Source organism: Microvirga sp. 2YAF29, from assembly GCF_052114605.1.
Classification (GTDB): domain Bacteria; phylum Pseudomonadota; class Alphaproteobacteria; order Rhizobiales; family Beijerinckiaceae; genus Microvirga.
Genome location: NZ_JBFRFB010000002.1, coordinates 326,385 through 351,769, shown reverse-complemented (window position 1 = coordinate 351,769; position 25,385 = coordinate 326,385). Strand labels below are relative to the sequence as shown.

The window sequence follows — 25,385 nt, the reverse complement described above, 5'->3', positions numbered from 1 at the left end:
ATGTTCGAACTCAGCAGCTTTTTGTTGTTCGTCGCCGCCGCTCTGCTCATTGCGATCACGCCGGGGCCGGGCATTTTCTATGTGGCGGCTCGCACATTGGCCGGTGGCTATTCTGAAGGCGTGGCCTCGAGCTTCGGCACTGGTCTCGGCGGCTGCGTCCATATCGTTGCCGGTGCGCTTGGCGTTTCCGCTCTCGTCATGGCAAGCGCCGAGGCGTTCACGCTTCTGAAACTCGCAGGCGCCGTCTATCTGGTTTGGCTCGGCTTCAAGACCATTCGGGATGCGAAGGTGGATGCGCCCACGAACGTCGCCACCACCGGCGCATGGAAGGCTTTCCGCGAGGGCGTTCTGGTCGAGGCCTTGAACCCGAAAACCGCTGCCTTCTTCCTCGCGTTCATTCCGCAATTCGTCAGCCCGGCTCAAGGAAACGTCGCGCTTCAGTTCGCCGTGCTGGGCCTCGTGTCGGTGACCTTGAACACCCTTGTTGATGTGGTTGTCGCCTTCATGGCGGCTCGCGCCCGTGATGGTTTCGCGCGCAGGCCGAAGATCATCCGCCGCATCTGCGAAACCTCGGGCCTCGTCATGTGCGGGCTTGGGGCAGTGCTCGCCTTCGCTCGCCGGCCGGTTTGACGATAAAATCCGTCGCCGTCAGCGGCGGATCTTTGACTCGATCACATCCCACACATCCACCGCGAGGTCCGGCCCGCCGAGGCGCTTGATGGCGCGGATGCCTGTCGGCGCGGTGACGTTGATTTCCGTAAGGTTGCCGTCGATCACGTCGATGCCGACGAGGATGAGGCCCATGCGCTTGAGATCGGGGCCGATGGTTTCGCAGATTTCGCGTTCGCGCGGCGAAAGATCCGTTGGCTTCGCAGCGCCGCCGCGCACCATGTTGGAGCGGATGTCGTTCGCTGCGGGAACGCGGTTGACCGCGCCGGCCGCTTCGCCGTCGATGAGGATGATGCGCTTGTCGCCTTCCGTGATCTTCGGCAGGAAGCGCTGGATCACCCAGGGTTCGCGGAACAGGTTGGAGAAGAGGTCATAGAGCGAGCCGAAATTCGGGTCCTCGCGGCCGACCTTGAACACGCTTGCGCCGCCATGGCCGTAGAGCGGCTTCATCACCACATCGCCATGCTCGCGGCGGAACTCCTCGATCTCCTGCTTGTCGCGCGAGATCAGCGTCGGCGGCATGAGATGCGGGAAATGCGTGACGAAGATCTTTTCTGGAGCATTGCGCACATGCGCGGGATCGTTGACCACGAGGGTCTTCGGATGGATGCGCTCCAGGAAATGCGTGGCGGTGATGTAGGCCAGATCGAAGGGCGGGTCCTGGCGCATGAGCACGACATCGACAGTCGAGAGATCGACGCGCCGCGGTTCGCCCAACGTGTAGTGATCGCCTTCCACGTCCCGCGCCTCGATGGTCTCCGCCATCGCAATCACCTTGCCGTCGTGAAGGCTCAGGCGGTCGGGTGTATAATGAAGAATGTTATGCCCTCGCCGCTGGGCTTCGAGCAGCAGCGCAAAGCCGGTATCGCCCGCGATCTTGAGGCTGCGGATGTGATCCATCTGGATCGCAACGGTGAGGGTCATGGATCGGTCTCCGTGGGAAGCAGGGTTATTGGCCTGAAAATCCCGGATGGCAACTCTTCTTGTGGGCCGAGTGAACGAAATGGCCCTCCTGAGGTTATCACATGGCCGCGCTTGCGGCGTCCCACCCCCTTGCAGATCCTCGCAAGCTTTTCCATGTGATAGGCCATGTCACGCCGCGCCCTCCTTATCGTCAATGCCAAGAGCCGAAGCGGCGCCGCCCAGCGCGAGATGGCCATGGAACGCCTCGAAGCCCATGGAATCGAGCCTGTCCATCTCGAATGCGACCGTCGGGAGGATCTGTCGCCCCTCATCGTCAAGAATGCCAAGGATGTGGATTGCGCCATCGTCGGCGGCGGCGACGGTACCCTGAACGCGGCGGCCTTCGGCGTGATCGAGTCCGGCCTGCCGCTCGGAATTCTGCCCCTGGGCACGGCCAACGATCTGGCGCGCACGCTCGGAATTCCCTTCGACCTCGATGGCGCGGCCCAAGTCATCGCTGACGGGCTCATGCGCCAGATCGATCTCGGCATCGTCAACGGAGAGCCTTTCTTCAACGTGGCAAGCGTCGGCCTTTCCGCCGAACTGGCGCAGCAGCTGACACGGGACATCAAGCGCCGGTATGGCCGCCTGGGCTATGCGATGGTGGCGTTGAAGGTGCTGGCGCAGGCAAGGCCTTTCCGCGCCACGATCCGCAGCGAAACGGAAAACGTGCGCGTGCGGACACTTCAAATCGCGATAGGCAATGGGCGCTTCTATGGCGGCGGCAATGCGGTCGAGCAGGATGCGGCCATCGACGACGAACATCTCGATCTCTACAGTCTCGAATTGAAACGCGCCTGGAAGCTGGCGCTCATGGCGCGCTCATTCCGCCACGGACGGCACGGTGCCTGGCGAGAAGTCCGCGCCGTGCGGGCGAAGGAATTCGACATCCGCACCCGCAGGCCGAGGCCGATCAATGCGGATGGCGAGATCGTCACCCAAACTCCGGCCCATTTCTCGATCAGGCCCTCAGCCGTGACGGTGTTTGCGCCGCCCGACAAATCTTAACACCGGCCATGTCGCACGGCGTCTTCGATGCCGCCGCGGCTGATGCCCATATCGATCAGGGCTGCGTCATCGAGCGCGCCGACATCCCGTAGTGCGCGGCGCAGGTGAATTTCTTTCACGATGGCAGCGACAAGACCCCGGATCAGCCCTTGCTTCTGGCTGGTCTGCTCGACGGTCCATTCGAAGGTGTTGGTGAAGCTGGTCATGACGATCTCCTTCCTGTGTGAAGAAGAATATGATCCTCCCACTTGCATAAGTGAAACGAATGTTCATTATATTGAAAATAAGGATCGCTTATTGAGGTGACCCATGGCCCGCAATCTCGATGTCAGCCTGCTGAGAGCCTTCGTCGCCGTGGTGGATGCGGGCGGCATGACCGCCGCCACCGGCATCCTCAACCTGACCCAGGCCGCCGTCAGTCAGCAGATCAAGCGGCTGGAGGAAGGCCTGGGAGAGGAGCTCATCATCCGCGACCGGAAAGGTATGGCCCTGACCAAGGCGGGCGAGCGCCTGTTCGGGCGCGCCAAGCGCATGCTGGCGATGAACGACGAAATTTGGACCGAGATGACCACGCCGGAATTCGAGGGCGAGGTACGCCTCGGCATCCCGAGCGATATCATCACCACCTATCTGCCGACGTTCCTGAAGGACTTCGCGCGCAGCTATCCGCGCGTACGCATCACCCTCGACAGCGGGTCGACCGCCGAACTCAAGGCGAAGCTCTCCGCAGGCAAGGTGGATGTGGTGCTCGGGACGGAGCTGGCCTGCGATACGGACGGCGAGAACCTTGTCATGGACCGTCTCGTTTGGGTCGGCGCGAGGGGCGGTGAGGCGGCGTGGCAACGCCCCTTGCCTGTTTCCATCGGCTGCTCGGACTGCTCGTTCCGCTTGCCGATCCGCGAGGCATTGCAAAAGGCCAGCATCGAGTGGCGCTCGGTGTTCGATGCAACAAACACATCGGCGCAGGTCGCGACGGTTGCCGCGGACATCGCAGTCATGGCCGCGATGGCCTCCACCGTGCCGGGCGGGCTCGAAGTGCTCGCCTCCGACAGTGGCCTGCCGCCGCTGCCGCCCTTCATGGTGAACCTGTACCTGCCGAAAAACGGCGGCGATCATATCGTGCAGGAACTCGCGCGCACTATCCGATTGTCGGTGAGGGATCAGCGGAAATTGGCGGCTTAGGCCCTATTCAGTCTCCGCCGCACATACCAATACGATTCTTATCTCTCCGCCCTCATCCTCAGGAAGCGCGTAGCGCTGTCTCGAAGAAGGCTCCAGAGACCACTGGACGCTCCTTCGAGACGCCGCTTGCAGCGGCTCCTCAGGATGAGGTTCGTGTGGTGGAAAGGATTACAGGGAGATGCCTCAAGGCATCTCCAACTCAAACGCCGACATGATATGCTTCGGCCATTTCCTCGGTGCGATAAACACCGCGTCCGCGCGCCATGTTTTGCCTTCGACCCATGAATGGCGTGACAGCCAACTCCTTACCGCGCGTGAAAACCGCTGACGCTTGGTGGCGGTGATGGCGATGAGCGCATCGTCCATCGTTCCGCGCGCCTTCACCTCGATGAACGCGATGGTGTCGCCGCGCCGCATGATGAGGTCGATCTCGCCGCCGGCTGCGGAATAGCGGCGCGCGACGGGCCAATAGCCCTTCATGAGAAGATATAGGAGCGCGATGGTCTCGGCCCTGTGACCGCGCAGGAACGTGGCGCGGCGGCGTTCAAGCGCTCTGGTCATGAATCCTTCTTGGCGAGCACCAGCGCGCGGGCATAGACCTCGCGCTTGGGGAGATCGACTTCGGCCGCGACGATCGCCGCCGCATCCTTGATCGAGTGGTTCTTCAATGCGGCTTCGAGCTTGCCGTCGAGCGCGGCATCGGCTTCCGCCGCATGCATGGCCTTCGTCGCTTCGCCGATCAGCACCACGATCTCGCCTTTCGGCGGGCCTTCCTCCGCGAATTGCGCCGCCAGTTCCGGCAGTGTGCCGCGCCGGATGGTTTCGAACATCTTGGTGAGTTCGCGAGCCACCACGGCCTGCCGCTCGCCCAGCACATCGGCTGCATCTGCGAGCATCTCAGGCAGGCGATGCGGGCCTTCGAACAGCATCAGCGTGCCGGGGATCGTGCCGATCTCTTGAAGTCGCGTGCGCCGCGCACCGCTTTTCGAGGGCAGAAAACCTTCGAAGAAGAAGCGATCCGTCGGAAGTCCCGATACGACAAGCGCGGTGAGTATGGCGGAGGGGCCTGGAATGGGTGTGACCGGCAATCCTTCCTCGATAGCCGCCTGCACGAGCTTGTAACCGGGGTCGGAAACGAGCGGCGTGCCTGCATCGGACACCAGCGCAAGCGCCTGCCCCTCGCGGATGCGGTGGACCATGCGCTCGCGTACCGCGTCGTTGGAATGCTCGTGATAAGCCACAAGCGGCGTGGTGATGCCGTAATGGGCGAGCAGGGTTTTCGTGACCCGCGTATCCTCGGCCAGCACCGCATCGGACGCGGCGAGCACGCTCAGCGCGCGGAACGACACGTCCTGCAGGTTGCCGATGGGCGTCGCGACCACATAGAGGCCGGGCGAAAGCGGCTTGGCCTCGGCGGCGAGGCCGAAGGCGGTGAAGGTGGCGGTTTTCTCGGTGGCATCGCGCCGCCGGGTCCGGTTGTCGATTCTCTGCGTCATTACCGGTCACTCTCGCATAAAGGCCCGCCGTCGCGAAAGCCGGGGCGTGAGGCTTTTGAAACTTGGAAACAATATTTACTTTTTCCTGCCAGTCTCTTCGTCATCCTGCCCAAACTCCAAGGGGAACGGAGATGGCGCCAATGACTCGTGCCGCAGCAGGCCTGAAGGGCCGGGCCGCCTGGGCCCTCGTCGTCACAGCAGCACTGGTTCTGTCCGGCTGCGTCGGTTCGAGCCGCACGCAGCCGCCGCGCAAGGTCGGCCGCGCGCCTGCCGCTTCCCAGGCGCAGCCCACCTATACGGCGGATGTCGGTGATCCGGTACTCTCCGGTTCCGTGCAGAGTGCGCCTCTTGATGGCGCAATGCCGAGCACGGGAGGCAAGACCCTCGGCAACGGCCCCGTGAAAGTCGCGCTCATCCTGCCGCTCAGCGGCGCGGGGCAGGGCGCCATGGCCGGGCAGAGCATGCGCAACGCCGCCGAGATGGCGCTCGAAGAATTTCAGAACACCGACATCACCCTGCTCGTGAAGGATGATCGCGGCACGCCTGAGGGCGCGCAGGACGCCGCGAGCCAGGCCGTCGCTGAGGGCGCACAGCTCATCATCGGCCCGCTCTTTTCCGGCTCCGTGCAGGCGGCGGGACAGGTGGCGCGCCAGAGCGGCAAGCCGCTCATCGCCTTCTCGACGGATGCGGGCGTCGCGACGCCCGGCATCTATCTCCTGAGCTTCCTCGTGCAGGCGGAGGTGGACCGCATCGTTTCCTATGCCGCCTCTCAAGGCCGCCGCTCCATGGTGGCTTTGATCCCCGACACCACCTATGGCCGGGTCGCGGAAGCGCGCTTGCAGCAGGTGGCGGCGCGCCAGGTTATTCGCCTCGTCGCCGTCGAGCGCTATCCCGCGGGCCAGCCCATGGGCGCGGTGCAGCGTCTCGCGCGCGTCATCGGCGGTCCCGCTCCGCAGGCGGATGCGCTGTTCCTGCCCGATGGCGGCGATGGCCTGCCCTCTGTTGCGCAGGCATTGCAGACCATCGGCTTCAACGGAGAGCGCGTGAAGGCGATGGGCACAGGGCTTTGGAACGAGCCGCGCGTCTTCGCGCTGCCCGCCCTGCAGGGTGGCTGGTTCGCGGCTCCCGACAATCGCGGCTTCGAGGATTTCGCAGGCCGCTATCGCGACCGCTTCAACGCGGAGCCGATCCGCCTCGCCACCTTGTCCTACGATGCGGTGACCCTTGCCGCCGCGCTCGCGCGCATGCAGGGAGCGCAAGGATATGCGGATGGTGTGCTGACCAATCCCGCAGGCTTTGCCGGCGCGGACGGCGTGTTTCGCTTCAATCCCGACGGCACCAACGACCGTGCGCTCACCGTGCAGGAAGTGCGAGGCGGCGCGGCAGTCGCCATCAGCGGCGCACCACGCACGCTGGTGGCGGGGAATTAGCTGAACTCAACTTTAAAATCAGTTGTCTTATAAAGCGCAGTCTTTCCGTCATGGCCGGGCTTGTCCCGGCCATCCCGATTGGAAAAGCGAGGCGCCCTACCTAATCGGGATCACCGGCACAGGGCCGGTGATGACGTGGGAGGGCAACTTTGAGAATACTTACGCCTTGCGCGTCAGCGTCGCGCTCAATTCAGGCTTGTTGTTCAGCGTCTGGAAGACCACGCAATAGCGCTCGGTGAGCTTGAGCAGCTGATCGATCTTCTCCTGCGGCGCATCGGTGTCGACCTCGAACGACAGACGGATGTCGCGGAAGCCGACAGGTGCGGTCTTGTCGACACCGAGCGTGCCGCGAAAATCGAGATCGCCTTCCGCTTTCACGGCGCCATGGCGCAGTTCGATTTCGAGAGCGGTCGCGACAGCCTTCAGCGTCACGCCCGCGCAGGCGACGAGCGCTTCGAGCAGCATGTCGCCGGAGCAGAGCTCCGCGCCGGAGCCGCCGGTGGCAGGATGTAGGCCGGCGATAGCGAGTGCGCGGCCCGTCTCGACCTTGCACGCGATGTGCTGGTCGTCGAGCGTGCCTTGCGCTTTCAGAGTGATCACGGCGGAATCTGGATCGTTGCGATATTGATCCTTCAGCGGCGCCTGGAGGGCGCGGAGAGCGGTCACGTCCATGATGATGTCCTTGGGTTTTTCCATTACCACCACAGCGCGGCGGCTTGCCGGTCACGCTCGCGCTGAGGCTGTTGTTGCGGAGCTTTGAGCGAATGGTCGAGAGCCGTCAAGACGCGGCGCACCGAGGTCTCGAAGGGAAGTCCCGTCTTGTCGCGCGGACGCCCGAGGGTCAGCGGTAATTCATCGAAGATGCGGCCGGGCTTCGGCTGCATGACGACAGCGCGGTCCGCGAGCGTCACCGCCTCCTGCACGTCGTGCGTGACGAGAACGATGGTAGGGCGTGTTTCTTCCCACAGCCTAAGCAGATGATCGTGCAGACTCGCGCGGGTGAAAGCATCGAGCGCCGAGAACGGCTCGTCGAGCAAGAGCACTTTCGGATTGGTGACGAAGGCACGCGCGATGGAAACGCGCTGCTGCTGACCGCCGGATAAATCGCGCGGCCAGCGCTTGGCATGTTCGATCAGCCCAATCTTGTCGAGCGCGTGAGCCACGCGGTCTTTCCGCTCGGATGCGGGAAGATCCTCGATGCCGAAAGCGATATTGTCCTCCACCGACAGCCAGGGCAGGAGGCGTGGCTCCTGAAACACGATTCCGACCGCCGGATGCGGGCCTGCAAGCACTTCGTTGTCGAGCTTGATCCATCCCGTGCTTGCGCGGTCGAGCCCGGCGATCAGGCGCAGCAGCGTGGTCTTTCCACAACCTGATCCGCCGATCAGGGCAACAATCTCACTTTCGCGAACGGTGAGGTTGATGTCGGACAGCGCGCGCGTGCCGTCGGCATAGGTTTTGGAGAGGTGTTCGAGGGCAAGCATTACAATCTCTCCCGCACCGTATCCTGCCAGCGCACGAGCGGCTTGGTGCCGAAGACGAGCAGGCTGTCGGCGAGCTTGCCGAGAAGGGCGAAGGCGATGATGGCGGCGAGAATCTGGTCGGGCTTGCCCATCTGCTGCCCATCGACGAGCAGGTAGCCGAGGCCCTCGGACGCGCCCATGAACTCCGCAGCCACCACGAACATGAAGCCGAGGCCGAGGCCGGAACGCAACGCAATCACCGCCTCAGGCAGAACGGCGGGCAGCAGGATACGCTTGGCGAGCTTGAAGCGCGATAGGCGAAACACGTGGCCGACCTCGACGAGCTTGCGGTCGACGGAGAGGATCGCGCCCGCGATGCCGAGATAGACGGGGAAGAACACGCCGACCGCGATCAGCGCGATCTTCGAGGCCTCGAAGATGCCGAGCCAGAGAATGAACAGCGGCACCCAGGCGATGGAGGGGATCGCGCGCAGGGCCTGAAGCGTCGGGTCGAGCAGGTGCCTCATGGTCTGGTTTGAGCCTGAGAGCGCACCGAACACGATGCCTGCGACTGCGCCGATGATGAAGCCCGAGAGAATGCGCCACAGGGTGGTCCATACATGGGTCCACAACTCGCCGGTTTCAGCGAGACCCCAGAGCGTCGCGATGATGCGGCTTGGCGGCGGAACGAGGCGCCCTTGGGCAAGGCCGAAGCGCACAGCGGCCTCCCAGAGGAGGGCGATGGCGATGGGCAACAAAAAGCCGAGAAGGATGCGCCAGTCGAAGGCGCGATGCTTCTCGGCCGAGGTAGGGGCCGCGAGAGCGGCGGCACCCGATTGGGAGGACCAGGCTTGGCTCGAGATCTGGCTCGTGGCTTCGCCCGACACGGCGCTCTCCCGCGATGAAGACATTAGCGCGCCGCTGTGGCGAAACGGCGGTCGATCAGCGAGTCGACGGCAGCTTTCACATTCGCCTCAGGAGCGATCACTCCGGCCTGCTGGAGCGCGATGCCGGCCGCCAGAATGGTATCGACCTGAGGCTGGCCGATGGAGGAGTGAGTGAGTTCCGTACGCTCAAGCTGACGCTCGATCACCGGCTCGGCGAGCTTGGTGTAGGTCACGAGGGTTTTCTTCAGCTCGGCCGGGTTGGCCAGCGCATATTTGCGGGCCTCCTCATAGGCCTTGAGCACACGGCCCACGAGTTCCGGATTGTCCTTAGCGAAGGTCTCGGAGACGTTCAGCACGCCCCAGGTATTGGCGCCGGCATTGCGGAAGAAGAGCTGCGCGCCGCTGTCCACCTCGGCCGCCGCCATCAGCGGGTCGAGACCGGCCCAGGCATCCACATCGCCGCGCTCAAGGGCGGTGCGGCCATCAGGGTGCTGAAGCAGAACGAGCTTCACGTCCTTCTCGGTCAGTTTGGCGTCCTGCAGGGCCCGCACGAGGAAGATGTGCGGATCGGTGCCGCGGGTCACGGCCACGCGCTTGCCCTTCAGGTCCTCGACCTTGGTGATGCCGGTGTCCTTGCGGGTCACGAGAGCCGTCCATTCGGGACGCGAATAGACATAGATCGACTTGATCGGGTTGCCGTTGATCTTGGCGATCAGGGCCGCCGCGCCGGCGGTGGAGCCGAAGTCGATGGATCCGGCATTGAGGAACTCAAGCGCCTTGTTGGAGCCGAGCGACTGTACCCAGCGCACGGAAATGCCATCCTTCGCGAGCTCCTTTTCCAGGAAGCCCTTGTCCTTGAGCAAAAGGCTCACGGGATTGTAGGTGGCGAAATCGATCTTGATTTCCTTCACCTGGGCGAAGGCGCCGGTGGCGAAGGAGGTGAGGCCCGTTGCGAGCGAGGCGGCAAGGAGAAAACGGCGGGTCAGGCTCATCGTCAAAGTCCCATGTTTGGCGCATGGGGCTTGGACTCCTGGTCTGCCGCACCCAACGCTTTAGCTGCACTTGTTTCGCGCCCGCAAGCTGCATGCTCAAATCGGCGCGTGTCTTTTTTGTAGAACGAGGCGTTTCTTACGTCAAACGATATTTCTTATAAAGAACGACATTTCCGGTTTGCCGGATAAACCGCTTCCGCCCTTGGGCGACGGGGCCGGGAGTGATAAGCCAAATCGATCTCGAGAGCTGGTTTGCCGCATTTTCCGACGGCGAACCGGATCCACTTCGCCGAAAAAGCTCTAACCGGTTGTTCCATGGCGTCACAGAATCCAGACAGCATCCTGCAAACCTTGAGCGAGCAGCCCATCTACGATGCGGCGGAGCTGCGGGCCCGGCTCGTGCCCGATCTCAAGACCTATCTGGAGGAGGGCCGGGCGAAAGCGGAGCAGCAGCTTCTCGATACCGAGGACGGCCTCGTCTGCGCCCGCTACCTCTCGACCCACATGGATGAGCTGGTCCGCATCGTGCACGATGCGGTGGTGCGGTTTCTCTATCCGATGGAAAACCCTTCGAGCGGCGAGCATCTGGCCGTCGTAGCGACGGGCGGATATGGGCGCGGCACCTTGGCGCCGGGTTCCGACGTCGATCTGCTGTTTCTTCTTCCCTACAAGCAGACCGCCTGGAGCGAGAGCGTCGTCGAGGCGATTCTTTATGTGCTGTGGGACCTGAAGCTCAAAGTGGGCCACGCCACCCGCTCCGTCGAGGAATGCATCCGCGAAGCGAATGCGGACATGACGATCCGCACGGCTTTGCTTGAATCCCGCTTTCTGTTCGGCGAGCGTGAGATGTTCGACGATCTCGTGCAGCGCTTCGACAAGGAGATCGTCGCGATCTCGCCGGCTGCATTCGTGGACGCGAAGCTCAAAGAGCGTGATGCGCGTGTCGCGAAGGCCGGCGCATCGCGCTACCTCGTCGAGCCCAATGTGAAGGACGGCAAGGGCGGCCTGCGCGATCTCAATACGCTCTTCTGGATCGGCAAGTACGTCTATCAGGTCAAGACACCGAAGGAGCTGGTGAAGGCGGGCCTCTTCACGCAGCAGGAGTTCAAGCTCTTTCAGCGCTGCGAGGAGTTTCTGTGGCGCGTGCGCTGCCATCTGCATTTCGCGACCGGGCGCGCAGAAGAGCGCCTGACCTTCGATCATCAGCGTCTGATCGCCGACCGCATCGGCTTCGCGCCGCGCGGAGGCTTGTCGGCGGTCGAGCGCTTCATGAAAGCCTACTTCCTGATCGCGAAGGATGTGGGCGATCTCACGGCAATCGTCTGCGCCGAGCTCGAAGCGCGCCAGACGAAGAAACGGCCCATGCTCGACCGCATGTTCGGTCGCTTCCGCCGCCGTCGTGGCGGCGCGCTGGAAGGCGATGATTTCATCATCGACAACAACCGCATCAATGTGAGCAGCGAGGAAGCGTTCGAGCGCGATCCAGTCAACCTGATCCGCCTGTTTTGGCTTGCGGATCGGCACAATCTCGCGATCCATCCCGATGCGACACGGCTTGCCACGCGCTCGCTGAAGCTCATCGGCCACAACCTGCGCAACGACCCGGAAGCCAACAAGCTCTTCCTCGACATCATCACCTCGAAGAACGCGCCGGAAGTGGTGTTGCGACGGATGAACGAAGCGGGCGTGCTCGGTCGCTTCGTGCCGGATTTCGGCCGCATCGTCGCGATGATGCAGTTCAACATGTATCATCACTACACGGTGGACGAACATCTCATCCAATCCGTCGGCGTTCTCACCGAGATCGAGTCCGGCCAGCTCGGCGGCGAGCATCCGCTGGCCAATCAGATCTTCGGCACCATCCAGAACCGCCGCGCGCTCTATGTGGCAGTCTTCCTGCACGACATCGCCAAGGGCAGGCCGGAGGATCACTCGGAAGCAGGCGCCGTGATCGCGCGAAAGCTCGGACCGCGTTTCGGCTTGTCTGATGCGGAGACCAACACCGTCGCCTGGCTCGTGGAGCATCACCTGCTCATGTCGAACACGGCGCAGAGCCGCGATCTTTCCGATCCCGCCACCATCAAGGCCTTCGCCGATGTGGTGCAGACCATGGAGCGCCTGAAGCTCCTGCTCGTGCTCACCATCGCCGACATCAAGGCCGTGGGCCCCGGCACATGGACCGGCTGGAAGGGCCAGCTCCTGCGCACACTCTATTACGAGACCGAGGTGCTGCTCGGCGGCGGCGCGGCGGATGTCGCGCGCTCGGACCGGGTACGTCTTGCACAGGAGCAACTGCGCGGTGCCCTGCCGAAATGGTCCGAAGCGGATTTCGAATCTTACGCCGCGCGCCATACGCCGGCCTATTGGCTCAAGACGGATGAGGTGCGCCGCGTGAAGCAGGCGCATTTCGTGCACAATGCCGACAAGGCGGGGCGCACCGTCACCACATCCTACGAGACCGATCAGTTCAGGGGCGTGACCGAGTTCACGGTGCTCTCGCCCGACCATCCGCGCCTTCTCGCCATCGTCACCGGAGCCTGCGCGGCGGCGGGCGGCAACATCGTGGATGCGCAGATCTTCACGACTACGGACGGCATGGCGCTCGACACCATCGTGCTCTCCCGCGCCTTCGACCGGGACGAGGACGAGCTGCGCCGCGCGGGTCGGGTGGCCAAGGCCATCGAGCGGGCGCTCAAGGGCGAGGTGAAGATCGCCGATCTCGTGGAGAGCAAGAAGCCGTCGAAAGGCTCGCCCAAGGCCTTCCACGTACCGCCGGAGGTCACCATCGACAATTCCCTGTCGAGCCGCCAGACGGTCATCGAGGTCTCAGGCCTCGACCGGCCGGGTCTGCTCTACGATCTCACGACGGCCTTGGGCAAACTCAACCTCAACATCGCCTCCGCCCATATCGTCACCTTCGGCGAAAAAGCCGTGGACGTGTTCTATGTAACGGATCTGACCGGGACCAAAGTCACCCATGCGGGCCGCCAATCCACCATCCGCCGCACCCTGCTGGAGGTGTTCAAGAATGAGGAAGCTGAGCCGCTTCAGCGCCGCAGCGCTTGATTTGTGAGCGCTTCGACCTGATATGTGCCCTGACCCTTTCCCTAATCAGTTGATCGATCATGAATCCGAACGACACGGAAAACCAAGCCATGAACCCTCAGGCCGAGCCTGCCAACGGTGCTGACACGGAGGCAAATGCCGCCCCCCAGGCCGATCCGGTGGCCGTTCTCGAGGCCGAGAAGGCCGATCTGAAGGACAAGCTCCTGCGCCTGATGGCCGATATGGAGAACCTTCGCCGCCGCACCGAGCGTGAGGTGGCCGACGCCCGCACCTATGCGGTGGCGAATTTCGCCCGCGATATGCTGAACGTCGCCGACAACGTGCGCCGTGCCATCGAGAGCGTGCCGGAAGACGAGAAGGCCTCGGCCGAGGGGGCCTTCAAGGGCCTCATCGAGGGTATCGACCTCACCGAGCGCGACCTTCTGAAGACCTTGGAGCGGCACGGCGTGAAGAAGCTCGACCCGCAGGGCCAGAAATTCGACCCCAACGTGCATCAGGCCATGTTCGAGGTGCCGAACCCTGACGTTCCGAACGGCACGGTGGTCCAGGTGGTCCAATCCGGCTACGTCATCGGCGACCGCGTCCTGCGCCCGGCTCTCGTTGGCGTCGCCAAGGGCGGCCCGAAGACCCCGGGCAATGGCGAGACGGCGGACAATTCCTCCGCTTCGTAAGCCTCGCTAATCCATTCGACGACATCTCATCACCGGCCTTGTGCCGGTGATTTCGCAAGCGGCGCTGGCTGCCCTGGCTCGGGATTTAGCCTCTTACTGGCTGAGGATCTCAAGCCCATCGGCCACGGCGCGGAAGCGGCGCAGGTTCTCGTCCCGTTGCTCGGCCCGCGACATGCCGACCATGCGCACATAGCGGCTCCCGTCGAACTGGATCGACTGCATCACCACGATATCCTGCCCGCTCTCGGCCTCCTTGGCTCGGGCAACGATCTCGTGCCAATCCTGTCCTCGGAGCCGGAAAGCCTCGGAGCGCTCGATGCGGACCTCCTTCAGGATCTGGTTGGAGTTGAGAGCGGCCCGGGCGAACTGGTTCCGGGCCTCGACACTGGGAAGCGACTGCACGGCAGATGCCAGGATCACCATCGGCTGCTCCACCGCCTTGACCGTATCCTGCGGCCCGTCCGTATAGAGGACGGAATTGCCGGCGAGCACCCGCACCGGCCTGAAGCCCGCTTTGTCGTTGATGCGGAAGGGAAGGGCGGAAACCTGCTCTTCCAGGGAGACGCTGTTCCTGAGCGCGACGCTCTTCAGGGCATCGCGGATCTGCGCATCGCTGTAGCCGTCCTGGCCGCCGCGCACCTGCGCGATCACCAGGCCGGTCAGGTCCGCATCCTTGACGACGAGAACCCATTTGCGGCCTGTCACCGGCCCCGTCATGGCTCCGCCGATGAGAATGCCGCTCTTCGAGCCGATCTTGACATTCTCACGGGTCTTGAGGTCGAGCCCCTGCTTCTTAAGGGCCTCCTTCGTCAGGCCGGGGACCATCTGATCATAGGCCTGGGGCGGCATTTCCGCGAAGGTGATGGCGGCGGCGCGCTCCTCGTTCTCGAAGCCGGAGAAGCGCTTCGACACCACCATATCCTGGGGCGGCACGATTCCGATGCGCGAGGCCGGCGGAAACACGGGCTCCGCGGCGAAAGCGGCCTGGATGGAAAGGGTAAAGCCGAAAACGGCGGCGACAAGAGCTTTCATGGATGCCCCCTCGGAAACGTCTGGGAGTTGAAGTTAAAGCGCCTGCTCCACCTTGCGCAAGGTCAGGTTGAGCCGTCCACCCTGCGGCAGCAGGTCCGACGTGCCGGGCGCAAGTCTGTCGATGCCATGATAGATCAGCCGCGCGGGGCCGCCGAACACGATTGCGTCACCCGAGCGCAGCTTCACGGATTTCGTCGGATCCTTGTGCTCCAGGCCGCCATAGCGGAACAGGGCGGTGTCACCAAGGGACAGGGAGACCACGGGCGCCGCGAATTCCTTCTCGTCCTTGTCCTGGTGCATGCCCATGCGGGCGGAGGGCTCGTAGAAATTGACGAGGCAGGCATCGGGAGCCTGTGGATAGCCGCTCAACTCCTCCCATGCCCGCAGAACCTGCTCCGGCATGGCAGGCCAGGGCTCGCCCGTCTCCGGATGCGCGGGCTGATAGCGGTAGCCGTCCACATCCGACACCCAGCCGAGCCGCCCGCAATTGGTCATGCGCACGGAAAACGGCTTGCCGGTGCGCGGCATGCGCGGGGTGTAGAGCGGCGCGGCCTTGGTGATGGCGCGCAAGGTTTCGAGAAGCCGCTCCTGGTCCGGGCGGTCGAGATAGTCGGGATAGTAGATGAGGCCGGGTGCGAGGGTGATGGCGGTCATGAGTTAATACAACGCCTTGTCATTCCGGGGCGCCGAAGGCGAGCCCGACCCGAAGGGCCGCGCCGCAGGCGTGGAAACCCATAAACACGACGTACAAGAATAGAGCGAGATGTGTCTCACTTCATTCTTTGACAGTGGGGGTTATAGGTTCCGGGCTCCGCTGCGCGGCCCCGGAATGACAAGAGCGAGTGCTTTAAGCCTCCAGCACCTTCTTGCTGGCGACGGTGGTGTCGTCGTTGAGGTCGTAGACCAGCGGGATGCCGGTTGCGAGTTCGAGGCTGGGGATCGTGTCGGAGGTCAGGCCGTCGAGCACCATCACGAGGGCGCGAAGCGAATTGCCGTGAGCGGCCACGAGCACGCGCTCGCCACGCATGACGCGGGGCAGGATCTCGCGGATATAGTAGGGCAGCACGCGGGCCACCGTGTCCTTGAGGCTCTCGCCGCCGGGAGGCGGCACGTCGTAGGAGCGGCGCCACACATGAACCTGCTCCTCACCCCAGCGGGCGCGGGCATCGTCCTTGTTGAGGCCGGAGAGATCGCCGTAATCGCGCTCGTTGAGGGCCTGGTGGGCGATGGTCTTCAGGTCCGGCTGGCCGATCTCTTCGAGGATCAGCTTGCAGGTGCGCTGAGCGCGGCCGAGATCGGACGTGAAGGCCACGTCGAACTGCACGCCCATCTCCTTGAGGCGACGGCCTGCGGCGCGGGCTTCCTCGATGCCGAGATCGGTGAGGCCAGGGTCCTTCCAGCCCGTGAACAGGTTCTTGAGGTTCCATTCGCTTTGGCCGTGGCGGGCGAGGACGAGAAGGCGGTTCATGTCGGGACGTCTCCGTAAGGGTCGTTGAGTGTTTTAGAGCTGATCGAGGCCGAGCACATCGGCCATGGTGTAATAACCGGGCTTCTTGTCGAAACCCCAGAGTGCGGCCTTCACCGCGCCGCGCGCGAAAATCCCGCGGTCCTCGGCGCGGTGGCCGAGTTCGAGGCGCTCGCCCTGGCCGGCGAAGATCACCGAATGCTCACCCACCACCGAGCCGCCGCGTAAGGTAGCAAAGCCGATATCGCCGGGAACGCGCGCGCCGGTATGCCCGTCACGGCTGCGCACCGAGCGTTCTTTAAGAGAAATCTGGCGGCCTTCGGCGGCAGCCTCGCCGAGCAGAAGCGCGGTGCCGGAGGGCGCATCCACCTTCATGCGGTGGTGCATCTCGAGCACTTCGATGTCGAAATCCTCACCCAGTGTTGCCGCCGCCTTGCGCACGAGGCCCGCGAGCAGGTTCACGCCCAGCGACATGTTGCCGGACTGGACGATGCGCGCATGCCGGGCAGCGGCCTCCAGCTTCGCGAAATCCTCTTCCGCCAAGCCGGTGGTGCCGATCACGTGCACGATGCGCGCCTGGGCGGCGAGCGCCGCGAAGGCAACCGTAGCGGCGGGAGAGGTGAAGTCGAGCACGCCATCGGCCTGGGCGAAGGCGGTGAGCGGATCGTCCGTCACTGGAATTCCCAGCGGCTGCAAGCCCGCGAGGCTGCCTGCATCTTGGCCTAGAGCCGTCGAACCCTCGCGCTCGATGGCGCCGACAAGGCGGCAGCCGCCGTTTTCCGAAACCGCTTTGATGAGCATGCGCCCCATACGCCCGGCGGCGCCGACCACGACAAGTCGCATTTCGCTCATGCTCGATCTCCTGTTGTTGCGGGTCGGGTATAGCGGCTCAAGGGGTGGCTGAGAAGCGGGATGGCTGCGGCCTTCACTTTAAACCCCACTCCCAACCCTATGTCCTCATCCTGAGGAAGTCGCGCAGCGACTGTCTCGAAGGAGGCTCCAGTGCTCTCTGGACGCTCCTTCGAGACGCCGCTTACAGCGGCTCCTCAGGATGAGGTCGGTGGGGCAGATGAAGACGTGGATCACCGGCACAAGGCCAGTGATGACGTGCGAACTCAACCCGGCTGCGGGCCCTCGTAGCCCTCGATGATGATGATATCGGCCACCGCATGGCCGTCCCTTTCGGCCTTGGCCGCCTGATATTCGGGCGAATCCCAGCAGGCCAGCGCTGCGGCATAAGACGGAAACTCGATCGCCACATTGCGGGCACGGGCTTCCCCTTCGGCCACACGATAGCCGCCGCCGCGCACTAAGAATTTCGCGCCGAACGTGGCGAAGGGCACCGCATTGGCCTTCACGTAGTTCTGGTAGGCATCCGGGTTCGAAACGTCGACGCGGCCGATCCAATATCCCTTCGCCATCACTCCGCTCCTTCCACGAGAACGAACTCCGCCACGCAAGCGCCGTCGCGCTTGGCCTTGGCGGCCTGATATTCGGGCGAATTGTAATAGGTCCGGGCCTGCTCGACCGAGTCGAACTCGATCACCACGTTGCGCGCCCGTGCCTCGCCTTCCAGCGCCTCATAGGCTCCGCCACGCACTAATGGCCGTCCGCCATATTGCTTGATCGCCGCCGTCGCGCCCTTGGCGTATTCCGCATAAGCCTCCGGGTTCGTGACGGTAACGCGGGCGATGACATAGCCTTTGGGCATGGAGCTCTCCTGTTGAATGGGGTGCGCAGCGAACGATAGCCGCGCGGAATCGTCAAGTATCGGCAGGGCCGTTCATGGTTGCATGAGGAGCGGCAGCTCCGCCAACAGTCCGTCGCGCGCGCGAAAACCCGCGCCGCCGCTTTCCTTGCGCTCGTCACGGATCAGGCGGGCGAAGAGAAACTTCCGCTCGCCTTTCTGCGTCCAGCCGACGAACCAGCCGAATTGCCGATTGCGGTCGAAAGCGCCGTTTCGTGTCGGCTGAAAGCCGGTGCCGGTCTTGCCATAGGCCGTCCAGCCATCGGGCAGGGGAAAGGCGGGCATGATCGCAAGCGTCGTGTCCTGGGCCTTCCGCGAGACAGGCAATTCGCGCTTGAGAAGCTTTTTTAGAAAATCGATCTGTTCGACGGGCGAAATCTGGAGCGATGATGCGCTCAGCCATGAACGGGTGAGGCCGTTGTTCTTGCCTTTGTCGCCGCTGACATCGCGATTGCCGTAATCGAACGCATCGACATAGCGCTTGAAGTGCGCGTTGCCCAATTCGCCGGTCAGGACGAGCGAGTACCAGAGAACGGAATCCCTCAGCCAGGAGCGCGGTGTCGTGGTCTTCTTCCAGTCTTCGTTCCAGGTCTTGTATTCAGGCTTGTAGGGCCAGGCCGGTTCATCCTCGCCTGTGAGAATGCCTGCATCGTAACCCATGACGCTCAAAGGCACCTTGAAGGTGGAGGCGGGATTGCTGCGGCGCTCGCAATCGCCTTCACGCTTCAGCATACGGCCCGTGTCGAACTCGACCACGAGCGTGCAGGTATCGGCCCATGCCTGTCCGCCGATGAGCATGACACCGCACAGCAGGACCAGTCGCATGATGCGCATGGGGATGCTCTTGAAGGAAAGGATCAGGACTTGGCGATCTCGCGTACGATGGCTTCCGCAACCGCTCGCGGATCGGCGGCCTTCACGATGGGGCGGCCGACGACGAGATGATTGGCACCAAGGCGAATGCCTTCCGCGGGCGTGACGACGCGCTTCTGGTCGCCTGCCTCGGAACCTACGGGGCGAATGCCCGGCGTCACGATGAGCTTGTTTCGTCCGAGGATGCCGCGCACGGCTTGAGCTTCGGTCGCTGCGCAGACGATGCCGTCGATGCCGATGTCGCGAGCCTGCTCGGCACGCTTGGCGACGAGCTCGCCTATTGCGACAGGCGCGTAGCCCGCCTCGACGAGATCGTTGTCGTCGTAGGATGTGAGCACGGTGACGGCAAGAATCTTCAAGTCCGATCCGGCTTTTCCGGCAACGGCGGCGCGCATGGTCTGCGGGTAGGCATGCACGGTGAGAAATGTCACGCCCATGCCCGCGATGGAGCGCACGCCTGCCTCCACCGTGTTGCCGATATCGTGGAGCTTGAGATCGAGAAAGACTTTCTTGCCCTGGCCGATCAGCTCGCGCGCGAACTCGAAGCCGCCTGCATAACCGAGCTGGTAGCCGATCTTGTAGAAGGTCCCCGCATCGCCGATGCGCGACACGATGGAGCGCGCTTCCTCGACGCTTGGAACATCAAGTCCAATGATAAGCCTATCGCGAATGTCTCCAACCGACACGGGATTCGTCGAAGGAGACATTGCGGTGCTCATGGATGCTTGACCTTGCTGTAGACCCACACGCGGGCCGGGGGGAGATTGCGCCAGATGCGGTTGGAGGCTTTGGCCTTGTAGTATGTCGACCGCGCCGGGATCGGCGGCACCACCGCATAGGTGAATTGAATGAAGGGCGCGCTCGGATGCATCATCTCTTGAGCGGCTTCCAGCAGGTCCAGGCGCTGATCCATGGGCTTGGTGAAGAGCGGCAGGCTCGACACGGTGGCGGCCGCAGGCTCCTTCAGAATGCCGGAGAGGGTTTCCTGAAGATCGTAGGCATCGCCCTGGATAATCGTCGCCTTCGGGAAACGGCGCTTCAGGAGCTGGCAGAATTCGGGGTTGAACTCGACGAGGACCAGCCGTTCCTGTTCGATGCCGCGATTGATCAATGCGTCGGTAACGGGACCGGTACCGGGGCCGAGTTCGATCACTGGCCCCGGAATGCGGGGGTCCACATAGGACGCCATGGTCCGCGCGAGAACTTTTCCCGAGGGGGTCACCGCCCCCACGACCAGGGGACGTTCGAGCCAGGATCGCAGGAAACGGGCCTCGTCCTGAAAGCGGTCCTTCTTGAAGGGGTGTTTCCGTGTCGTGGGCCGTTGAAACGACTGATGCACTGGGTAGACCCCTCAAGCGGGCGGATCACATAGGCTGTTTAAGGCTCAAAGGAAACGACCGTCAAGTTAACTTGATCCGCTCAACCCATCGAGAAATTCCCGGAAACGCGAGAAGAAACCCGAGCTTTCAGGATGGTTTTCCTTGGAGCATTCCTTGTCGAACTCTTCCAGAAGCTCGCGCTGGCGCTTGGTGAGCTTCTGCGGTGTTTCCACAACAACCTGGATGTAGAGGTCTCCTACATCCCGCGAGCGGAGGACCGGCATGCCCTTGCCCCGCAGGCGGAACTGCTTGCCGGTCTGGGTGCCCTCGGGCACCTTCACCAGGGCTTCCGAGCCGCCGATGGTGGGCACATTGAGCTCGCCCCCGATCGCCGCCGTCACCATGGAGATCGGCACGCGGCAGAACAGGTCGGCGCCGTCCCGCTGGTAGAACGGGTGGGGTTTCAGGGACAGGAAGATATAGAGATCGCCCGCAGGTCCGCCGCGTAGCCCGGCCTCGCCTTCGCCCGCAAGGCGGATGCGCGTGCCGTCCTCGACGCCTGCCGGAATGTTGACGGAGAGCGTGCGCTCGCGCGTGACCCGGCCTGCGCCGCCGCAGGAGCCGCAGGGATCGTCGATCACCTCGCCGCGCCCATGGCAGTTCGGGCAGGTGCGCTCGATGGAGAAGAAGCCTTGCGTCGCCCGCACGCGGCCTGCGCCGCCGCAGGTGGGGCAGGTCTTGGGCTTCGAACCCGGCTTCGCGCCCGATCCTGAGCAGGCCTCACAGGTGATGGAGGTGGGGATCTTCAGTTCGGCGGTCTTGCCGTGGAAAGCCTCATCCAGGCTGATTTCCAAGTTGTAGCGCATGTCCGCGCCACGCTCGCGCCCGCCGGTGCTGCGGCCCCGGCCTCTACCAGCGCCGCTGCCCGCATCGCCGAAGAAATTCTCGAAGATGTCGGACATGAAGTCTGAGAAATCACCCCCGAAGCCCGGCCCGCCCGCGCCGCCATTGGCGAAGGCCGCATGGCCGTAGCGGTCATAGGCCGCGCGCTTCTGCCCGTCGGAGAGGGTCTGGTAGGCTTCGTTGAGTTCCTTGAATTTGACTTCCGCCTCGTGGTCGCCCGGATTGCGGTCCGGGTGAAATTGCATCGCGAGCTTCCGGAAGGCGGATTTCATCTCCGCTTCGGTGGCGGTCTTCGCGACGCCGAGGACCTCGTAATAATCGCGCTTGGACATGTCAGGCGCCCCCGGGAGCGTTTTGACGCTCCGTCATGTTGTCAATCCGACCCTGGCGCTCGATGCGGCTTGTGGCACCCGATGTTTCGGTGTGTGCCTTGCGGCTGTGGGTCGGTTGATCGGTCATTGTTATTGCAGCTCTTATCATGAAAACGGCACCCGGCAGTCAAATGCCGGGTGCCGAATTTCTAGAATGCGCTCATATCTTTAAGCGCGCTTCTTCTTGTCGTCTTCGTCGACTTCCTGGAAATCGGCGTCGATGACGTCATCCTTCTGGGCGTTCTCGCCCTCGGGCTGCTCGCCGCCTTCGCCGGCATTCTGTTGCGCGGCATACATGGCCTCGCCCAGCTTCATGGAAGCCTGCATCAGGTCCGTGGTGCGAGCCTTGATGACCTCGGCGTCCTCGCCTGCAAGGGCCTGACGAAGGGCGTCGATGGCGGTCGTGATGCCCTGCTTGTCGGCTTCGGAGACCTTGTCCCCGTATTCCGACAGCGACTTCTCGGTGGCGTGAACGAGGCTTTCGCCCTGGTTCTTCGCCTCCACGACCTCACGGCGCTTCTTGTCTTCCTCGGCGTGGGACTCGGCGTCCTTCACCATCTTCTCGATGTCGGCATCCGACAGACCGCCGGAAGCCTGGATGCGGATCTGGTGCTCCTTGGCCGTGGCCTTGTCCTTCGCAGTGACGTTCACGATGCCGTTCGCGTCGATGTCGAAGGTCACCTCGATCTGCGGCACGCCGCGCGGGGCGGGCGGAATGCCCACGAGGTCGAACTGGCCGAGCAGCTTGTTGTCCGCCGCCATTTCACGCTCGCCCTGGAAGACGCGGATCGTCACCGCGTTCTGGTTGTCTTCCGCGGTCGAGAAGACCTGGCTCTTCTTCGTCGGGATCGTGGTGTTGCGCTCGATCAGGCGGGTGAACACGCCGCCGAGCGTCTCGATGCCGAGCGAGAGCGGGGTCACGTCGAGGAGCAGAACGTCCTTCACGTCGCCCTGGAGCACGCCCGCCTGGATCGCAGCGCCGATGGCCACGACCTCATCCGGGTTCACGCCCTTATGGGGTTCCTTGCCGAAGAACTGCTTCACCACTTCCTGGATCTTCGGCATGCGGGTCATGCCGCCGACCAGGACCACCTCGTCGATGTCGCCGGGCGAGATGCCGGCGTCCTTGAGGGCCTTGCGGCAGGGCTCGATGGTCTTCTGCACGAGATCGTCCACGAGCTGCTCGAACTTGGCGCGCGAGAGCTTGAGGGCGAGGTGCTTCGGACCGGAGGCATCCGCCGTGATGTAGGGGAGGTTAATCTCGGTCTGGGAGGCCGACGACAGCTCGATCTTTGCCTTTTCGGCGGCTTCCTTCAGACGCTGAAGGGCGAGCTTGTCCTTGGTCAGGTCGATGCCCTGTTCCTTCTTGAACTCGGCCGCGAGGTATTCGACGAGGCGCATGTCGAAATCTTCACCGCCGAGGAAGGTGTCGCCGTTGGTGGACTTCACCTCGAACACGCCGTCGCCGATCTCGAGCACGGACACGTCGAAGGTGCCGCCGCCGAGGTCGTAGACTGCGATCATGCCGGTCTGCTTCTTGTCAAGGCCATAGGCGAGGGCAGCAGCGGTCGGCTCGTTGATGATGCGCAGGACCTCGAGACCGGCGATCCTGCCGGCGTCCTTGGTGGCCTGACGCTGGGCGTCGTTGAAGTAGGCGGGAACCGTGATGACGGCCTGCGTCACCGGCTGCCCGAGATGGGCCTCCGCGGTTTCCTTCATCTTCTGGAGCGTGAAGGCGGAGATCTGGGACGGCGAGTAGGTCTTGCCGTCGGCTTCTACCCAGGCGTCGTTATTGCCGCCCTTCACGATGTGATACGGAACGAGGCCCATGTCCTTCTTGGTCATGGGGTCGTCGAAGGTGCGCCCGATCAGGCGCTTGATGGCGAAGAACGTGCGCGACGGGTTCGTGACCGCCTGGCGCTTGGCCGGCTGGCCGACGAGGCGCTCGCCTTCGTCCGTGAAGGCCACGATGGACGGAGTCGTCCGGGTGCCTTCCGAGTTTTCGATAACCTTAGGCGTCGTGCCTTCCATGACAGCGACGCAGGAATTGGTAGTGCCGAGGTCGATACCTATGACCTTACCCATGGCGGGATCCCTCACTTTCAAGCAGACCGCCGAGCCCCGAAGCGGCCCGGCCCATGGCTTATGTTGATGAACTCGCAGGCCCGTCTCGATCGAGGCGAACCCTGCTGGCGCAGATATAAGAAGGGCATTCGAGCGCTGCAAGACGATCCTGGGCCGTTCTTGGCCCCATTTCGTCTAGGACCGCCCCTGTTGCAAGGCTGCAATAGGGAGGAACCGCGCGTTTTTCGCCTCCCAGCTAGCTTACCTTACGTGTGGTATCGCACCTTTATTGCCTTTGATATGCGATAACGTGTCTATGAATGCATTGCTCAAGCCGGGAGGAGAGCTATGGAAGATATCATCATAGTGGCTCTGATCGCCCTGCTTGTCAGCCTCGTGCTTCACGACATCATCCGCTTTGTACGGGCTGTCGGGTCGGGAGCCGTCTGGACGTTCCTTTTAGGATTCGGCCTGCCCTGCGCCGCCATCGCCTCTCTTCTGGTTTGGCTCGCTCTTCCAGAGATCGGCTGGGACGCAGCGCCTCTCATTCGAGGCGCCGCGCTCACAAAGCCTTAGGCCTCGCTGAGACCACATTATGAATGGCAAGATTATTCTACGGCGGTCGGCTTGGTGCTCAATCCTTCTGGGGTTGAGTATTCTGGTCAGCGCCTTGTTGTGCCTATGCGGGCTGGTCGGGACCGCTTATGGACTCATCCTGGCTATGTCGCCGCCCTTTGGATCGATTCTGCTCGTGGCAGGATTGGCTATGTTGGTGACCGGAATCTGCCTATTGAGAATGTTGGTGCGTCGCCTCTAGTGAGCGGAACGCAACAGTCTACTCAGTGTTGCTCCCATCCAAGCCCCGCCCGGCCTCCCATCCCAAAATCGCCTGCTTGCGGGTGAGGCCCCAGTGATAGCCCGTGAGCGCGCCTGTACGTCCGAGGACCCGGTGGCAGGGGACCACGAAGGAAATGGGGTTCTTGCCCACCGCCGCGCCCACGGCCCGGCAGGCGGCGGGGTTGCCGATATGGCGGGCGATATCGGAATAGGTGGTGGCCTTGTCGCGGGGGATCCGCAGCAGGGTCTTCCAGACCCGCACCTCGAAATCCGTGCCGATCAGCACCACCCGCAGGGGCTGCTCCGCCTGCCATTGGGCAGGGCTGAAGATACGCCGGGCGATGGGCGCCACGGCGGTGTCGTCCTCCACATATTGCGCCTTGGGCCAGCGCCGGGTCATGTCGGCAAGGGCAGCCTGCCGGTCCCCGTCATCCACGAAGCCCAGGCCCGCCAATCCCCGCTCCGTCACGATCAGCACCGCCTCGCCGAAGGGGGAGGGGTGGAAGCCGTAGCGCATGGTCAGGCCTGAGCCGCCGGTCTTGTAATCGCCCGGCGTCATGGCCTCGTGGGTCACAAAGAGGTCGTGCAGTCGCGCAGGCCCTGAGAGCCCGAGTTCGTAGGTGGCATCGAGCACGCTGGCGGAATCGGTCAGCAAAGCCTTGGCATTATCGAGGGTGATTGCCTGAAGAAAAGCCTTCGGCGAAAGCCCCGACCAGCGCCGGAAGAGATGATGAACGTGAGTGGTGGAGAGCCCCACATGGTCGGCGATGGCCTCAAGCGAGGGCTGCTCGCGCCAGCGCTCCGAGATATAGGCGATGATCCGGCGCACGCGCTCGTAATCGTTGTGCGGTTCGTCGGGTAGCGCGATCTCGCCGGGTTCGATGGTGATGTTGCGCAAGGTATCGAGCATGATGTGTTCCTCTTGCGCTCAATCTAGGTCGTTCCGC

The 25,385-nt window shown here is 63.3% G+C and carries 27 protein-coding genes; 7 read left to right on the top strand and 20 right to left on the bottom strand.

What is annotated here, in order from left to right:
* Positions 1-630 carry a LysE family translocator gene (locus AB4Y85_RS04055; RefSeq protein WP_441983563.1) on the top strand — a complete coding sequence of 210 codons (630 nt, stop codon included), beginning with the start codon at positions 1-3 and terminating at the stop codon, positions 628-630.
* An 18-nt stretch (positions 631-648) separates the two neighbouring features.
* Here AB4Y85_RS04055 and gshB read toward each other — a convergent pair whose 3' ends face one another.
* On the bottom strand, positions 649-1,593 hold the full coding sequence (gshB, locus tag AB4Y85_RS04050) for a glutathione synthase (RefSeq protein ID WP_441983562.1): 945 nt from the start codon (positions 1,591-1,593) through the stop codon (positions 649-651).
* A gap of 165 nt (positions 1,594-1,758) precedes the next feature.
* Between gshB and AB4Y85_RS04045 the strand changes: the two genes are divergently transcribed.
* Positions 1,759-2,640, top strand: coding sequence for a lipid kinase (locus AB4Y85_RS04045; protein WP_441983561.1), 882 nt, complete (start codon positions 1,759-1,761; stop codon positions 2,638-2,640).
* On the opposite strand, the gene AB4Y85_RS04040 is transcribed toward AB4Y85_RS04045, so the two are convergent.
* Positions 2,637-2,846, bottom strand: a complete 210-nt coding sequence (locus AB4Y85_RS04040) for a DUF1127 domain-containing protein (RefSeq protein ID WP_441983560.1) — start codon at positions 2,844-2,846, stop codon at positions 2,637-2,639. The two genes, AB4Y85_RS04045 and AB4Y85_RS04040, sit on opposite strands and share 4 nt — an antisense overlap.
* A gap of 103 nt (positions 2,847-2,949) precedes the next feature.
* Here AB4Y85_RS04040 and AB4Y85_RS04035 point away from each other — a divergent pair, with 103 nt between their 5' ends.
* Positions 2,950-3,822 carry a LysR family transcriptional regulator gene (locus AB4Y85_RS04035; protein WP_441983559.1) on the top strand — a complete coding sequence of 291 codons (873 nt, stop codon included), beginning with the start codon at positions 2,950-2,952 and terminating at the stop codon, positions 3,820-3,822.
* A gap of 183 nt (positions 3,823-4,005) precedes the next feature.
* On the opposite strand, the gene AB4Y85_RS04030 is transcribed toward AB4Y85_RS04035, so the two are convergent.
* Both AB4Y85_RS04030 and rsmI read right to left on the bottom strand, forming a co-directional pair.
* Positions 4,006-4,383, bottom strand: a complete 378-nt coding sequence (locus AB4Y85_RS04030) for a YraN family protein (RefSeq protein WP_441983558.1) — start codon at positions 4,381-4,383, stop codon at positions 4,006-4,008.
* A complete protein-coding gene (gene rsmI, locus AB4Y85_RS04025) occupies positions 4,380-5,318 on the bottom strand; it encodes a 16S rRNA (cytidine(1402)-2'-O)-methyltransferase (RefSeq protein ID WP_441983557.1) in 939 nt (312 codons plus the stop codon). Before rsmI ends, AB4Y85_RS04030 begins: the two co-directional genes overlap by 4 nt.
* A gap of 140 nt (positions 5,319-5,458) precedes the next feature.
* On the opposite strand from rsmI, the gene AB4Y85_RS04020 reads away from it, so the two are divergent.
* A complete protein-coding gene (locus AB4Y85_RS04020; protein WP_441983556.1) occupies positions 5,459-6,748 on the top strand; it encodes a penicillin-binding protein activator in 1,290 nt (429 codons plus the stop codon).
* A 159-nt stretch (positions 6,749-6,907) separates the two neighbouring features.
* Here the strand turns inward: AB4Y85_RS04020 and AB4Y85_RS04015 are convergent, their stop codons facing one another.
* The 4 genes from AB4Y85_RS04015 to AB4Y85_RS04000 all read right to left on the bottom strand — a co-directional run bounded on the left by AB4Y85_RS04015 (position 6,908) and on the right by AB4Y85_RS04000 (position 10,090).
* The gene (locus AB4Y85_RS04015) at positions 6,908-7,420 is read right to left on the bottom strand and encodes an OsmC family protein (RefSeq protein ID WP_441983708.1); all 513 of its coding nucleotides are present in this window, start codon (positions 7,418-7,420) and stop codon (positions 6,908-6,910) included.
* Between the two features lie 23 nt (positions 7,421-7,443).
* On the bottom strand, positions 7,444-8,232 hold the full coding sequence (locus tag AB4Y85_RS04010) for an ABC transporter ATP-binding protein (protein ID WP_441983555.1): 789 nt from the start codon (positions 8,230-8,232) through the stop codon (positions 7,444-7,446).
* Positions 8,232-8,984, bottom strand: coding sequence for an ABC transporter permease (locus tag AB4Y85_RS04005; protein WP_441983707.1), 753 nt, complete (start codon positions 8,982-8,984; stop codon positions 8,232-8,234). Before AB4Y85_RS04005 ends, AB4Y85_RS04010 begins: the two co-directional genes overlap by 1 nt.
* A gap of 137 nt (positions 8,985-9,121) precedes the next feature.
* The gene (locus tag AB4Y85_RS04000; RefSeq protein ID WP_441983554.1) at positions 9,122-10,090 is read right to left on the bottom strand and encodes an aliphatic sulfonate ABC transporter substrate-binding protein; all 969 of its coding nucleotides are present in this window, start codon (positions 10,088-10,090) and stop codon (positions 9,122-9,124) included.
* A 315-nt stretch (positions 10,091-10,405) separates the two neighbouring features.
* Between AB4Y85_RS04000 and AB4Y85_RS03995 the strand changes: the two genes are divergently transcribed.
* Positions 10,406-13,156: a [protein-PII] uridylyltransferase gene (locus AB4Y85_RS03995; RefSeq protein WP_441983553.1), complete on the top strand. Its 2,751-nt coding sequence runs from the start codon at positions 10,406-10,408 to the stop codon at positions 13,154-13,156.
* Positions 13,157-13,215: 59 nt separating this feature from the next.
* Positions 13,216-13,827, top strand: coding sequence for a nucleotide exchange factor GrpE (gene grpE, locus AB4Y85_RS03990; RefSeq protein WP_441983552.1), 612 nt, complete (start codon positions 13,216-13,218; stop codon positions 13,825-13,827).
* A 93-nt stretch (positions 13,828-13,920) separates the two neighbouring features.
* On the opposite strand, the gene AB4Y85_RS03985 is transcribed toward grpE, so the two are convergent.
* The 11 genes from AB4Y85_RS03985 to dnaK all read right to left on the bottom strand — a co-directional run bounded on the left by AB4Y85_RS03985 (position 13,921) and on the right by dnaK (position 23,622).
* Positions 13,921-14,859, bottom strand: coding sequence for a hypothetical protein (locus tag AB4Y85_RS03985; RefSeq protein WP_441983551.1), 939 nt, complete (start codon positions 14,857-14,859; stop codon positions 13,921-13,923).
* A 33-nt stretch (positions 14,860-14,892) separates the two neighbouring features.
* Positions 14,893-15,513 (bottom strand): alpha-ketoglutarate-dependent dioxygenase AlkB family protein, encoded by a 621-nt coding sequence (locus AB4Y85_RS03980; RefSeq protein WP_441983550.1) that lies wholly within the window; start codon positions 15,511-15,513, stop codon positions 14,893-14,895.
* 193 nt (positions 15,514-15,706) lie between these two features.
* On the bottom strand, positions 15,707-16,327 hold the full coding sequence (locus AB4Y85_RS03975; RefSeq protein ID WP_441983549.1) for a 2,3-bisphosphoglycerate-dependent phosphoglycerate mutase: 621 nt from the start codon (positions 16,325-16,327) through the stop codon (positions 15,707-15,709).
* A 33-nt stretch (positions 16,328-16,360) separates the two neighbouring features.
* On the bottom strand, positions 16,361-17,167 hold the full coding sequence (dapB, locus tag AB4Y85_RS03970; protein WP_441983706.1) for a 4-hydroxy-tetrahydrodipicolinate reductase: 807 nt from the start codon (positions 17,165-17,167) through the stop codon (positions 16,361-16,363).
* Positions 17,168-17,439: 272 nt separating this feature from the next.
* Positions 17,440-17,745 (bottom strand): DUF1330 domain-containing protein, encoded by a 306-nt coding sequence (locus tag AB4Y85_RS03965; RefSeq protein WP_441983548.1) that lies wholly within the window; start codon positions 17,743-17,745, stop codon positions 17,440-17,442.
* Positions 17,745-18,035, bottom strand: coding sequence for a DUF1330 domain-containing protein (locus AB4Y85_RS03960; RefSeq protein WP_239351600.1), 291 nt, complete (start codon positions 18,033-18,035; stop codon positions 17,745-17,747). Before AB4Y85_RS03960 ends, AB4Y85_RS03965 begins: the two co-directional genes overlap by 1 nt.
* A gap of 72 nt (positions 18,036-18,107) precedes the next feature.
* Entirely contained in the window at positions 18,108-18,896 is a 789-nt protein-coding gene (gene blaOXA / locus AB4Y85_RS03955; RefSeq protein ID WP_441983705.1) for a class D beta-lactamase, read from the bottom strand.
* Positions 18,897-18,928: 32 nt separating this feature from the next.
* Complete coding sequence (gene pyrF / locus AB4Y85_RS03950) at positions 18,929-19,651, bottom strand: orotidine-5'-phosphate decarboxylase (RefSeq protein WP_441983547.1); 723 nt, start codon at positions 19,649-19,651, stop codon at positions 18,929-18,931.
* Between the two features lie 8 nt (positions 19,652-19,659).
* Entirely contained in the window at positions 19,660-20,283 is a 624-nt protein-coding gene (locus AB4Y85_RS03945; RefSeq protein WP_441983546.1) for a class I SAM-dependent methyltransferase, read from the bottom strand.
* 66 nt (positions 20,284-20,349) lie between these two features.
* Positions 20,350-21,498 (bottom strand): molecular chaperone DnaJ, encoded by a 1,149-nt coding sequence (dnaJ, locus tag AB4Y85_RS03940; RefSeq protein WP_441983545.1) that lies wholly within the window; start codon positions 21,496-21,498, stop codon positions 20,350-20,352.
* A gap of 207 nt (positions 21,499-21,705) precedes the next feature.
* Positions 21,706-23,622 (bottom strand): molecular chaperone DnaK, encoded by a 1,917-nt coding sequence (dnaK, locus tag AB4Y85_RS03935; protein ID WP_441983544.1) that lies wholly within the window; start codon positions 23,620-23,622, stop codon positions 21,706-21,708.
* A 327-nt stretch (positions 23,623-23,949) separates the two neighbouring features.
* On the opposite strand from dnaK, the gene AB4Y85_RS03930 reads away from it, so the two are divergent.
* Entirely contained in the window at positions 23,950-24,177 is a 228-nt protein-coding gene (locus tag AB4Y85_RS03930; RefSeq protein WP_441983543.1) for a hypothetical protein, read from the top strand.
* Positions 24,178-24,436: 259 nt separating this feature from the next.
* On the opposite strand, the gene AB4Y85_RS03925 is transcribed toward AB4Y85_RS03930, so the two are convergent.
* A complete protein-coding gene (locus AB4Y85_RS03925; RefSeq protein ID WP_441983542.1) occupies positions 24,437-25,348 on the bottom strand; it encodes a methylated-DNA--[protein]-cysteine S-methyltransferase in 912 nt (303 codons plus the stop codon).
* Between the last annotated feature and the right edge of the window lie 37 nt (positions 25,349-25,385).